Raw genomic sequence first — 13128 nt, forward strand, 5'->3', positions numbered from 1 at the left:
CAGTCTCCATGATTTTATTTCTTTCGCATTGCTGCATTGTGAGTAATCTCAACTAGCTTTCGCGTCTTCTCAGCAATCGCGGATATTGACCAAATTTTTGTAATTTCTGCTTTATTACTAACTTTATCAATAGTCGACAAAGTTTTTACGTTGATGTTTTGATCCAAGGTTAAATAACTAATATTATTCTCATCGAGCCACATGCACAGAGGGTTTTTTTTATTTAAAAGAATAAATTTCTCCATTGCCAGGCCAGCAATAATATTCCCTAACGCCTGCTGTCTGATATGATTAAATATTAGCAGCTCACAAGATGATAAAATCTCATTGTATTCTTTTTTATCCAGAAAAGTCATTAATGGTATGAAATTTTCACCAAAGAAGGCAACACCAATATCTTTTATTTTTTTCGCATATGCGAGATCGCCATAGCTAAGCGGACAATATATCTTCCGGAATTGCCAATCTATATTCGACTGAATAAATTCAAATGCCTCAATATGGTTATTTTCCGGTGTTGCACTATTGCCAACAAGTATATTACAAGAATGAAATATTTCATGGCTACATGTGTTATAATCTTCCTCTAATGTACCATAACTCCAGGATAAAAATTCACACGAAAACCATGGATTAGCGTCACGTATAAGAGAAAACTCAGTGCTGATTACCGGAACGAAATAATCAATGTATGTGGTAATTCTTCGAGGAGGGTAGATTTTATTTAAAAATTTTCTCCTTGCAACTCTATATCCCCCTTTTAACAATTCCATGATAGTTATGTTTTTTTTCTTTTTACTATCGTTAAAAACCGACTTTGTATGATTGAGAATCATTCCATGTGGATAATATTTTGACAGAAAGTATGAGTAATAATCATATCCCCATCCACACCAGACAACAACTAAGTCACGAGGTAGTTTAGTTAAGATAAATTTATCTAATAAAGAATGGAATATTACAATACTAATGTCATGCGCCTTGATATAAATATTTAAATCATTTTTTTTTATCGTATCAGGCTTCCAACCCTTGATATAATTAAAATTATCAGGGTTCTCAAAGCAGATATATTTGTTATTTATCCCAAACCTTTCGAAATCACGATGCACCATGTTTGAGAACTTATCGTCAGGAACAACATGTAGAGTGTTAAGACTTTCCATTTTCTTCCATTTTTATCTGCAAACTGAGGAGATCTCTTTTTCGATATTTGACAACCTTTGCAGGTTGACCTGTGCAGATTACAAATTCAGGCATGTCATTCTTGACAAGAGATAATGCTCCCACAGCGACACCTTTTCCAAGAGTGATACCTGGTAAAATTATACTACCTGAACCAAGTAGGACATGTTCATGCAATATTACAGATGCAGAATAAACATTAGTGTATTCGCTGGGGATAGTAGGATTAGACATGAATTCACCAGAAAAATCATCACTACTAGAATAAATTGACACTCGAGAAGAGATATTACAATAATCTGATACTATAATACTTCCGGCACCTATGAGCGAAGAATAGACTGCAATATGAACATTTTTACCAATTTCTATGCCACCGAGGCCTGCAGAGAAAACACAGAAATCATCAATTCTTACATTATCACCAAGAGAAATTTGTTCAGTTTTATAAAAAGAAGCTTTGGTTGATACCTTTACATTTTGACCTACAGATTTAAACCCCAAAGACTTGAGTTCTGCGTCTGAGTAGTATCCCATATTAACCCCGGAGTAATCTAATTATAAAATCTTGCTCTTCAGTGGTCATACTAGCAAATATCGGTAGACATAGTATGCGGTCAGAAATATGATTTGCCACTTGCAAGTTTTGTATAACTGAAGATTTTATTCCACGATACATTGGCATGTTACTGATTAATGGATAAAAATATCTACGAGATAATACCCCATGATTTTTCAGATGGGCATATAGCTCATCTCTGGACTGAAAATATTCATCTTCAATAATGACTGGAAAATAAGAGTGATTGCTATTTGACAAGGCAGATAATTCAGGAACCTTTATGCCCTTGATCCCTGCAAGTTCACGACGGTATTTTGAATCAATTTTATGGCGTGCAGCCATCGCTTCTGAAATATGTTTCAACTGCAACAAACCAAATGCGGCATTCACTTCACTCATTTTGCCATTTATACCAGGTGCAGTGACAGTGACTTCATCAGCAATACCAAAGTTTTTTAACCTGTCAATTCTCTCTTTAGTTTTGATATCATGAGAAATAATAGCACCACCTTCAAAAGTATTAAAAACTTTAGTTGCATGAAAACTCAGGATTGATAGGTCACCAAAATTCAGCAAACTGTCACCTTTGTAATTAATGCCAAACGCATGCGCAGCATCATAGATCACACGTAAACCGTAGTTATCAGCAATTTTCTGAATACGCTCTACATCACACGGATTACCGTAGCAATGTACAGGCATAATTGCAGTTGTTTCAGGAGTTATAGCTTGCTCAATTTTATCTGGATCAATGTTGAAAGTCTTCTCATCTATATCAACAAAGACAGGCTTGAGGGAATTCCACATAATTGAATGACTGGTTGCGACAAATGAATATGGTGTTGTAATGACTTCCCCTGAAATACGTAGTGCTTGTAACGCTGTAACTAAAGCGATAGTCGCATTGTTAAATAAAGAGATATATTTAACCCCAAGATATTTGCACAATTCTGCTTCAAGTTGCTGATGGAACGGACCATTGTTAGTCAGCCACTGATTTTCCCAAATTTTTTCGAGATATGGTATAAATTCATTGAGTTCAGGCAAAAATGGTTTTGTTACTGGAATTTGCTTTGACATTATAACTCCTGACAATAATTTAAATAATCAGATTTTATGCTTTTTTAAGGTCATAATAGATTTGATATTTTCTTTCTGATAAACTGCCAAATATATTATATAAATGAAAACAAAGGCACTTAGAATGACAATATTATTAAATAATCGTAGCTGCCCATCATTAACTAACACCAAGGATATGATAAAACTTATACTTATCAACCATGATGGTAATAACGCCTTCAACTGAACGCTAAAACCTATAGCAGATAACTTCCCAGTATAGTATAAATTGATAAAAAGAGCACAATAGGAATTAATAGCTATCCCATAACATAGCGCTGTTACGCCATGCGGCAAGGTAATTAGCAATATAATTGTAGCTATTATTTTCTTAATAATCTCGAGTTTTAAAAACAAATCAGATCTGCCTTTGACCTGCAAGAGATTAAGATTTATTGCATGTAACGGATAAAGTAAATATCCAGCACACAAAATAGAAACCATTACGCCTGCTGGCTGCCATTTTTCCCCAACGAGTAAATTTAGCAACGGTGTTGCCACAATTGCCAACACTGTCATTACGGGGAAAACGATAAGGCATGATATGCGGATAATATTAAGATATTTCTTCTCAAGTTCATCCACGTTATTTTGAATATTACTCAGCAATGGATACGATACACGCTGTATAATATTTGTCATGGTCATAGCAGGAACACTTGATAACTGATTGGCTTGAGAGTAATGACCTAAACGGGTAGCATCATACCATTTACCAATAATTAATGGATAAATGTTTGCATATATTGATTCAAGAAGAGAAGATAGCAACAATTTATACCCAAAACCAAAAAGCATTTTAAATGAGTCAACGGAAAAGCCTGTTTTTGGTACCCAAGGGGCTAAAATATTCAATAATAATACATTTATTATTGAAAGCATTAATGTTTGTGATACTAAGGCCCATACCCCAAAATCAAAGTGATATGCTAAAATAATTGCAATGATGCCGCTAATCATTGCTGCAGTAATTGATGCTTTTGCCTGTGCCTTGAAATTAAGTGAAACACTGAGTCTCACCCTTTGTACTACACCTAGCGAATTTATTGGAACGACAAGACCTAACCAGCGTGTTAGCGACGTTAACTCAGGTTTGTTGTAAAACTCGGCAATTAAAGGTGCGGTTCCCCACAGAATACCATAGCAAATTAAAGCTATTATTCCGTTAAAGATAAAAACCGTCGAGTAGTCGGATTCATTTCTGTCGGTTTTCCTGATAATCGCTGAACTGAATCCACTATCAACAAAAACCTGGCTGATGGCAATAAAAACAGCCAACATACCAATTAAGCCAAATGCCTCTGGACCTAATCTTCTGGCTAATACCAACATAATCCCTAGCTGTACTACTTGAGTAATTATGCGGTCAATCGCGCTCCATATAAAACCGCTCTTAACAGACTGAGTTTTCATTAAATATTATCTGAGGCTGCTAAAGAAAGGTAACATTTTGTCTTTCTCTGAGAGAACAATATTGCCAGTCTCGCGCCAGGCGATTTTTAGATCAGGATCGTTCCACAAAATCCCTCTTTCGCTATGAGGGTGATAGTAATTCGTCGTTTTATAGACAAATTCAGCACTCTCGCTCAGCACCTGAAATCCATGAGCAAATCCTTCAGGAATCCAAAGCTGTCGCTTGTTTTCTGCGGAGAGATTAATTCCTACCCATTGCCCAAAGGTGGGTGATGTTCTACGAATATCAACTGCAACATCATATACTTCACCGGCAATACAACGGACTAACTTTCCTTGGCAGTAAGGTGCGAGTTGATAATGAAGACCGCGGACAACACCTTTTGTGGATTTTGAATGGTTGTCCTGTAGAAATCCAACATCACGTCCTACGATTTCAACAAAAGTTTGCTGATTAAAACTTTCAAAAAAGAAACCTCGATCATCACCAAACACTTTTGGTTCGAGAATCAATACATCTGGAATATCAGTTCTTACTACATTCATTGCCTAGTAACCTTTGACCATTTTTAACAGATATTGCCCGTATGCATTTTTTTTCAGCGGCTCTGCCAATTTCTTGACCTGTTCTGCCTCAATGAAACCTTTACGATATGCAATCTCTTCCGGGCAAGATACTTTTAACCCCTGACGCTCCTCGATCGTTGCAATAAAATTACTTGCCTCAATTAAACTTTGATGAGTACCTGTGTCAAGCCAGGCATAACCACGCCCCATGATCGCAACAGATAAATCTCCTTGTTCCATGTAGATGCGGTTAATATCGGTAATTTCTAATTCCCCGCGGGCCGAAGGTTTTAATTTTTTTGCAATTTCAACAACACTATTATCATAAAAATATAAGCCTGTAACTGCATAGTTACTTTTCGGCTCCAGAGGTTTTTCCTCAAGACTGATTGCAGTCCCTTGTTTATCAAATTCAACAACACCATAACGTTCTGGATCGTTGACATGATAAGCAAATACGGTTGCACCACTTTGCTGATTAACTGCAGCGTCCATTAATTTTGGCAAGTCATGACCATAGAATATGTTATCACCTAGCACTAAGGCACAATCATCATTGCCAATGAACTCTTCACCAATAATAAATGCTTGTGCTAATCCATCAGGACTCAGTTGCACTTTATATTGAAGATTCAATCCCCATTGGCTACCGTCACCCAAGAGTTGTTCGAACCGTGGCGTGTCCTGTGGTGTACTGATGATAAGGATGTCCCGAATTCCCGCCAGCATAAGTGTAGAGAGCGGATAATAAATCATAGGCTTATCATAAATGGGCAAAAGTTGCTTACTAACGGCCATTGTAACTGGATAAAGGCGAGTGCCTGAGCCACCAGCTAAAATAATCCCTTTACGCATTTTCATATAATCATCTCTTTGTGAACTTAATACCCGGCGCCGGGAATTAAAACAAGCATCAATCTTTAGTAAGTGTAAACAATTCCATAAGCATGCGCTTTACACCAATATCCCAATGGGGTAATACCAGTTCAAAACTATTCTGGAATTTTTCCGTGTTCAAACGCGAATTACATGGTCGTTTTGCTGGGGTAGGATAGGCACTGGTTGGCACCGCATTTAGTCTATTGAGAGACAACTCAATACCTGCTTTTCTTGCTTCATCAAAGACAAGAGAAGCATAGTCATACCATGTCGTTGTTCCACTTGCTACAAGATTATACAACCCCGCGACAGAAGGATTTTTTATCGCTACACGAATCGCATGAGCAGTCGCATCGGCCAACAACTCTGCTCCGGTGGGTGCACCATATTGATCGCGGATTACAGATAATTCAGTACGCTCTTTCGCCAGACGCAGCATCGTTTTAGCAAAATTATTACCTTTTCCGGCATAAACCCAGCTTGTGCGGAAAATTAAGTGGTTAGAGCAATGCTCCTGTAATGCTTGCTCACCCGCTAATTTGGTTTCGCCATAGACATTCTGCGGTGCAGTAGCATCCGTCTCACGCCACGGACACTCTCCTGTTCCCGGGAAAACATAATCCGTTGAATAATGTACCACCAATGCGCCAATTTCAGCAGCGGCTTTGGCAATTGCCTCAACGCTGGTTGCATTGATTAATTGTGCGAGCTCAACCTCTGATTCCGCTTTATCTACTGCAGTATATGCAGCCGCATTGACAATCACGTCGGGACGAAGTGTATGGACTGTTTTTGCCACCGCTTCGGGATTACTGAAATCTCCGCAATAGTCGGTGGAATGGATATCCAAAGCGGTCAGGTTACCCAACGGTGCAAGTGCGCGTTGTAATTCCCATCCAACTTGTCCGGTTTTCCCAAAAAGAAGTATATTTATCACTTACGCTCCCCGTAATTCTGTTTAATCCATGTTTGATAAGCACCATTTTTAATATTTTCAACCCATCGGGTATTTGCCAAGTACCATTCAACCGTCTTCCGAATCCCGCTTTCAAACGTTTCTTCTGGTTTCCAATCTAGCTCCCGACTTATTTTATCTGCATCAATGGCATATCGACGATCATGGCCAGGGCGATCTGCTACATAGGTAATTTGCTCCCGATAGGAATTTGCTTTAGGTACGATCTCATCTAACAAATCACAAATAGTATATACGACATCGAGATTTTTCTTCTCATTATGACCACCGATATTGTAGGTCTCACCTGGGGTGCCCTGAGTAACCACGATATATAAAGCACGGGCGTGATCTTCAACATACAGCCAGTCGCGAATCTGATCGCCTTTGCCATAAATTGGCAATGGTTTTCCTTCCAGGGCATTAAGAATGACCAGTGGAATTAATTTTTCCGGGAAATGATAGGGGCCGTAGTTATTGGAGCAATTCGTAACAATAGTTGGTAATCCATAAGTGCGCATCCATGCGCGGACTAAATGATCGCTGGAAGCTTTGGACGCAGAATAAGGACTACTTGGCGCATAAGCCGTTGTTTCTATGAAAAGCGGTAATTCTGCATCATCAGCCATTTCATCCGGATGCGGTAAATCACCATAAACTTCATCTGTGGAAATATGATGAAAACGGAAATAAGATTTTTTCTCATCATTTAGTGAATTCCAGTAATTTTTTGCTGCTTCAAGCAAGATATAAGTGCCAACTATATTCGTTTCAATAAAATCTGCTGGCCCAGTAATTGAGCGGTCAACGTGACTTTCCGCCGCCAGATGCATCACAGCATCTGGTTTGTACTGTTTGAATATTCGTGCCATTTCTGTAGCATCGCAAATATCAACATGCTCGAAAAAATAACGATCGCTACCTGAAATTTCGGCAAGAGATTCAATATTACCCGCATAGGTTAATTTATCGATGTTAACTATGGTATCGCTGGTATTCTTTATAATGTGACGAACAACGGCAGATCCAATAAAACCTGCGCCACCAGTAATAAGTATTTTCACATTTTATTCCGAATAATATTAAGAGCAGCGTAACTTTTGCTGGTTCTCAAATTGAATGTTCGAGGTATTACGCACGCTACCGCCCCTGGCTCTACAGCTACCAGTGCACTGTGTACATGTCAAAAATGTAGGAAGTATACTCCGAAGAACAACCTTCAGAATCTTACTCAAACGCTAATTGTCTTACCAAATGCGGTCAGAAACAAGAAGAAATGCCACAAATGAGTGACTAAATTTAGTGATTAACTGCTTGTTATTATTAGAATTCTATAAATAAAAACGACAGGAACATTCTTTGCACGTAGCCCTGACTAAGTGCAAAGAATGTCCACTGCCGTTCTCATTTTATCGCCTGACTGCAAACGCTCAGTTAAAGTTTACTCGTTAAGCAGCTTCTCTATCCCTTTACGGAACTTCGCTCCTTCCTTCAGATTGCGTAGCCCGTACTTCACAAACGCCTGCATGTAGCCCATTTTCTTACCGCAGTCGTAGCTGTCGCCCGTCATCAGCATCGCGTCAACAGACTGTTTTTTCGCCAGCGCAGCTATGGCATCCGTCAGCTGGATACGGCCCCAGGCACCGGGTTCGGTTCTTTCCAGTTCTGCCCAGATGTCTGCCGACAACACATAGCGACCTACCGCCATCAGATCGGAGTCAAGCGTCTGCGGCTGATCGGGTTTTTCGATAAACTCAACAATGCGACTGACTTTACCTTCATTATCCAACGGTTCTTTAGTCTGAATAACAGAATATTCTGAAAGATCGCCCGGCATGCGCCTGGCCAGCACCTGGCTACGGCCCGTTTCTTCAAAACGCGCCACCATCGCGGCAAGGTTATAACGCAGAGGATCGGCACTCGCGGTGTCGATAATGATATCAGGCAAAACAACCACAAACGGATTGTCACCAATCGCCGGGCGGGCACAAAGAATAGAGTGGCCCAGGCCCAGAGGCTGCGCCTGACGCACGTTCATAATAGTGACGCCCGGAGGGCAGATAGACTGTACTTCTGCCAGCAGCTGGCGCTTAACGCGCTGCTCAAGAAGAGACTCTAACTCATAGGAGGTGTCGAAGTGGTTCTCGACGGCGTTCTTGGACGCATGTGTTACCAGGAGGATTTCTTTGATCCCTGCAGCCACAATCTCGTCAACAATGTACTGGATCATTGGCTTATCGACGATCGGTAACATCTCTTTAGGGATTGCCTTGGTGGCAGGCAACATGCGCATCCCCAGACCAGCTACCGGTATAACTGCTTTCAAATTCGTCATTATTTCATCCACCTGTAAAATGGTTGCTGAATTATAGCTCTTTCACTTGTTTTATCCAGCATGAATTACATAGCTACTGTACGACGGATCCTACGCTTCTAAGTTACAGATTGCAGTAGTATTAATCTTAAGTACGGTTTCATTTCGCCAGGTATGGTTACAAAATTATCCCCTCCCCTCCGGTAGCCGAAAGTTGATCGTATCCACATTCACTACCTGGTGGTTAACTCTGTCGATGTCAACCGAACTTTGCCCTTTCTCATTGACAGCGTGGACATTTGCCAGCGACAGCAATGTGCCCTGTTTAGCCATAAACTTACCGCGCACATCTTTACGCAGATCGAAGTGCATCGTCAGCGCAGGCCCCACAGTAGAATCCTGCATTACCTTGATATTGCGCAGAAAAAGATGTTGCGGCTTATTATGAAGCTCAAGCGTCGCCCGCTTCATTTCGATATTGGTCAGCGCGACAAACGAGGTTGCATTGCCGGATGAAATTTGGATGCCGCGCAGTTTATATACAAGATGTGTGTTATCCAGATGAATATCATTTAATTTAAAATTCTGCGGGATAGATAAATATTTCCCTTTCACGACGCCATAACCGATTAACATTCCTGCACTGTTAACCATATCGATATTTTCAATCACAAAATTATCGCAGCCATAAATGGCAACCGTGGCGTTGTCGATACCGGCTTTTTTACTGAAATCCGGTGTGATATTGCGCGCTTTAACATTACGAATGATAAAGTGTTTCCCGTTCTCCACGTGCACCAGTTGTCGACAATCCGTGCCGGTGATATTCGCCACCACGAAGTTCTTTACGGTCTGCCGTTCGGGATAAGTGTTATCGTAGGTGCTCCCTGCCAGGCCAATGCCAATTCCCCAGTTGACCTTGCCATTGGTACAGTTGATACGCTCAATCACATGGTCAGATATCAGAATATTGCTGTCGTTTATCGCTACATTCCACTCAATGGCATCCCCCTGCAGGTCGCTGAAACGACTGTTGGTGATATGCGCACCGTCCACCTGGTTGTGGAAGCCCTGGCGTAAAATGGCGTAGTTCGCCTGAGTGACGGTGATGTCATCTATCACCAGATTTCGCATCACCCTTGGCTTCTTACCGCCAATGTAGATCTGCGTTACCGGGCCAAAACCGCTCATCGTCAGGCTTTTAATTACACAGTCTGACCCCCGCACATCCAGCGTGATATTATGCAGGCTCCCCCCCTTCGCCCCTGTCACTTGGCAACCGTCCTGCAAGACAAATCGTCCACGCCCGTTGCCGCTCAGACGACCCCGCACCTGCAACGTTTTTCCAGCCGGAATGAAGATACCGGTGTTAATGTTCTCACAGACCAGTCCGGCAGGAATCACGACGGTTTGCGCCTCGTCAAAGGCCTGTTTAAATGACGCAATCCAGTCTTTGGGATTGTAGTCCTGAATATTAACCGTTTTGCCAGCCCCAAGCGCTCGGGCGAGGGGAGAATGGAAGAGAGGAAGAGTGGCAAGCACAGAGCTTGCCGTCAGGAAGGTGCGTCGGGAGAGTTTATTCTCTGGCATACAACCTCATTCAAATTGTTTGCAACAGGCAAGCCAGCCGTTTATTGATCACCTGCTGGTTAAAATCGTGTTCAACTTTTTCGCGGGCGCGCAGCACCACCGGTTTCAAGGTTTCGCTGTCGATATGGCTGAACGCCACCAGCTGTGCCGCCAGCGCCTGCGCGTCGTTCTCCGGCACCAGCCAGCCGCTTTGACCGGCATCCACCAGTTCGGGAATACCGCTGTGTACGGTAGAAACCACCGGGATGCCCACCGCCATGGCCTCCATTAGCGCGACGGGGATCCCTTCCATATCGCCATCAGCACCGGTAACCGAAGGCAACAGGAAGAGATCGGCCTCTTCCAGCATCGCCTTCACCTCGTGGCTGGGCCTGAAGCCAGGCATCTCGATAACATCGTCCAGCAGGAACTGCTCGATCAGCGTGCGTAAACGCCTCTCCCACGGGCCAATCCCCAGGATGCGATAACGGAATGCAACCCCCTGCGCCTTCAGCTGGCGGCAGGCTTCAATCGCCACATGCAGCCCTTTCTTCTCGGTAAGGCGCGCAACAGAGATAATTTCCAGCAGCGTCCCCGGCGCTTTAACCGGACGATGGGTGAAACGCGTCATATCCACCCCCATCCGCGAGACGGCGATCTTCTCAGGCGGACATCCCATCCCTTTCAGTCTTGCCGCCCATAAATCGCTGATGGGCAGCATCAGATCGCCACGCCGAAAGAGCTGCTGATACTCTGGCGTGTAGTGGTTAAGCACTTCCCGGCTGGAAATATCAATACCATGGAAGATGGTGGCAATTTTGCCCTTAAGCACCCCCAGCTCGCGCAGTTTTGCTGCCGTTACCCCCGCCGGGCCAAAATGGGCGATAAATACATCCGCACGAATGGGGTCAGCCACCTGCCCACAAATGGAAGAAAGGATCAGATTGCGCGATTCGTCGCCATAACGAGAGACATTCAGCGCCTTCCAGGTTGCGATACGATGGAGTCCAGGCAGCGTTTTGACCGCGCGATGGCGAAGCTTTGCCAGCCGTCCCGATGGCTCATCCTGCAACCAGCGGGTTTTTGCCTCCAGCCCATATTTTGTCCACGAGGCGTGAGTATGGTGCAAATCCCCCTTCTGCAACGCGATAATCTCCACCTCAAATCCCATATCAATAAACGCGGTGATTTGATTCAGTACGAAGGTTTCCGACGACAGCGGAAATTTCAGTAAAAAAAAGCTGACCTTCATTTCCCCTCCCTGATACGCGTCAATACGGATTGCACCATCTGCAAACCTTGCGCCCGTTCACGGCTGACAGCATCCCACATCCGCTCGCTTAGCGCAGGTAGCTGGCCCAGCGTATCGGCAACCATCGAGTCCAGGCTCCCATCCAGAAGGTGGCGAATATCGATAGCCATTTCCGGCATTCCCAACTGCTGCATGATCCCTGCCGATTTATGCTCATAGTTAATCGCAATAGCCGGTGTATCAAAATTCATTGAGATAATGGCGGAATGCAGACGTGTCCCCACCGTCAACGCACAGGCTCCCAGAATTTTCCCCATCTCCAGGTCATTAAACTCATCCATCACCACGTGGTAGCGTGACGAATCGCTGACGTGTTGACGTAAATTCAGCGCCACCATGCGGTCGTCTTTGTTATAGCTGTCAATGCCGGTACAGGTGGAAAGCGCAATCACCTGGTAGCCTTCGTCCAGAATACGATTAACCACCCCGGCAAACGCTTTCTCATAAGCTTGCTGAGTGGTTCCCAGGCGCTGATCAAATGGCGCCAGCTCACGCAGGGTAATCGCCACCGTTCTCTGTTTTGCCGCCACATCCAGCCAGTGCTGCACCGCATAGCCCGACTCAACGTCATCACGGTGATGGTCGACCAGCCACGCGGTATCAATGCCGTGTTCTACCTTTGCGGTAGTGATATCGCTACGCTTCATCAGCTCCAGGCTGACGGGTTCGCGCAGAATCAGCGCGTCGCAGTGACCAAAAACATAGTTCGCCAGCTTATTGAACTGCGCGTCCTGGAAAGGACCAACGCTGTGCCCCATCATGTACAACGGTTTTTTTGCCATAAAGGTACACAGGGCATGTTCAAACTGCGGAACACCGTAAAGATCGACAAAGAACGACCCGCCAACCTGGATGATGGCGTCATAGCCCGACAGCAGCCGGACAAAATCAGTGAACCCCTGTGCAATAGCGATATTGCGCAGTTTACCGGTATCCGTAACGCGGGAGAGCAGCACCTGATGTTGATAGCGACGACGCAGCACCTTTTTCACCCGCCCCATCATGCCGGCAGCATTGTGATGCCGTTTCATCTGTAAAAAGAGCGGGTCGCCCATCACCGGGCGATTTAAAAGCCAGGAAGAACTCACCGGATAACGGCTCATCACGTCCACTTCCGCATCTGGCTCAAGGTGGTTAATTGCATCCAGGAGGCCACGTAAAATAGCGCTGTCGCCACGGTTGCCACAGGTATGGTTGCCCAGAATGAGTAATTTCATCATAACCTCAGAAGTTTAAAATTGTTGCCGTAG

Annotated in this window: 12 protein-coding genes; all 12 read right to left on the minus strand. The window is 43.6% G+C overall.

All coding sequences use genetic code 11. The features are described from left to right. Nucleotides 1-14 precede the first annotated feature (14 nt). Nucleotides 15-1166 (minus strand): TDP-N-acetylfucosamine:lipid II N-acetylfucosaminyltransferase, encoded by a 1152-nt coding sequence (locus tag C3432_RS02360; RefSeq protein WP_103775084.1) that lies wholly within the window; start codon nt 1164-1166, stop codon nt 15-17. After that, nucleotides 1153-1722, minus strand: coding sequence for an acyltransferase (locus C3432_RS02365; protein WP_103775085.1), 570 nt, complete (start codon nt 1720-1722; stop codon nt 1153-1155). Before C3432_RS02365 ends, C3432_RS02360 begins: the two co-directional genes overlap by 14 nt. 1 nt (nt 1723) lies before the next feature. Beyond that, entirely contained in the window at nt 1724-2827 is a 1104-nt protein-coding gene (vioA, locus tag C3432_RS02370; protein WP_103775086.1) for a dTDP-4-amino-4,6-dideoxy-D-glucose aminotransferase VioA, read from the minus strand. 27 nt (nt 2828-2854) lie between these two features. After that, the gene (locus C3432_RS02375) at nt 2855-4282 is read right to left on the minus strand and encodes a lipopolysaccharide biosynthesis protein (RefSeq protein WP_103775087.1); all 1428 of its coding nucleotides are present in this window, start codon (nt 4280-4282) and stop codon (nt 2855-2857) included. Nucleotides 4283-4288: 6 nt separating this feature from the next. After that, nucleotides 4289-4828, minus strand: a complete 540-nt coding sequence (rfbC, locus tag C3432_RS02380; protein WP_103775088.1) for a dTDP-4-dehydrorhamnose 3,5-epimerase — start codon at nt 4826-4828, stop codon at nt 4289-4291. A 3-nt stretch (nt 4829-4831) separates the two neighbouring features. Continuing rightward, nucleotides 4832-5710, minus strand: coding sequence for a glucose-1-phosphate thymidylyltransferase RfbA (gene rfbA / locus C3432_RS02385; RefSeq protein ID WP_103775089.1), 879 nt, complete (start codon nt 5708-5710; stop codon nt 4832-4834). Between the two features lie 52 nt (nt 5711-5762). Next, nucleotides 5763-6662, minus strand: coding sequence for a dTDP-4-dehydrorhamnose reductase (rfbD, locus tag C3432_RS02390; protein ID WP_103775616.1), 900 nt, complete (start codon nt 6660-6662; stop codon nt 5763-5765). After that, nucleotides 6662-7747, minus strand: a complete 1086-nt coding sequence (gene rfbB / locus C3432_RS02395) for a dTDP-glucose 4,6-dehydratase (RefSeq protein WP_103775090.1) — start codon at nt 7745-7747, stop codon at nt 6662-6664. Before rfbB ends, rfbD begins: the two co-directional genes overlap by 1 nt. 377 nt (nt 7748-8124) lie before the next feature. Beyond that, complete coding sequence (gene galF / locus C3432_RS02400; protein WP_103775091.1) at nt 8125-9018, minus strand: UTP--glucose-1-phosphate uridylyltransferase GalF; 894 nt, start codon at nt 9016-9018, stop codon at nt 8125-8127. A gap of 165 nt (nt 9019-9183) precedes the next feature. Further along, the gene (wcaM, locus tag C3432_RS02405) at nt 9184-10587 is read right to left on the minus strand and encodes a colanic acid biosynthesis protein WcaM (RefSeq protein WP_103775092.1); all 1404 of its coding nucleotides are present in this window, start codon (nt 10585-10587) and stop codon (nt 9184-9186) included. A 10-nt stretch (nt 10588-10597) separates the two neighbouring features. Continuing rightward, complete coding sequence (gene wcaL / locus C3432_RS02410; RefSeq protein ID WP_103775093.1) at nt 10598-11818, minus strand: colanic acid biosynthesis glycosyltransferase WcaL; 1221 nt, start codon at nt 11816-11818, stop codon at nt 10598-10600. Then, nucleotides 11815-13095 (minus strand): colanic acid biosynthesis pyruvyl transferase WcaK, encoded by a 1281-nt coding sequence (wcaK, locus tag C3432_RS02415; protein WP_103775094.1) that lies wholly within the window; start codon nt 13093-13095, stop codon nt 11815-11817. Before wcaK ends, wcaL begins: the two co-directional genes overlap by 4 nt. Nucleotides 13096-13128: the final 33 nt, after the last annotated feature.

Source organism: Citrobacter amalonaticus (genome assembly GCF_002918555.1).
Taxonomy (GTDB): Bacteria; Pseudomonadota; Gammaproteobacteria; order Enterobacterales; family Enterobacteriaceae; genus Citrobacter_C; species Citrobacter_C amalonaticus_A.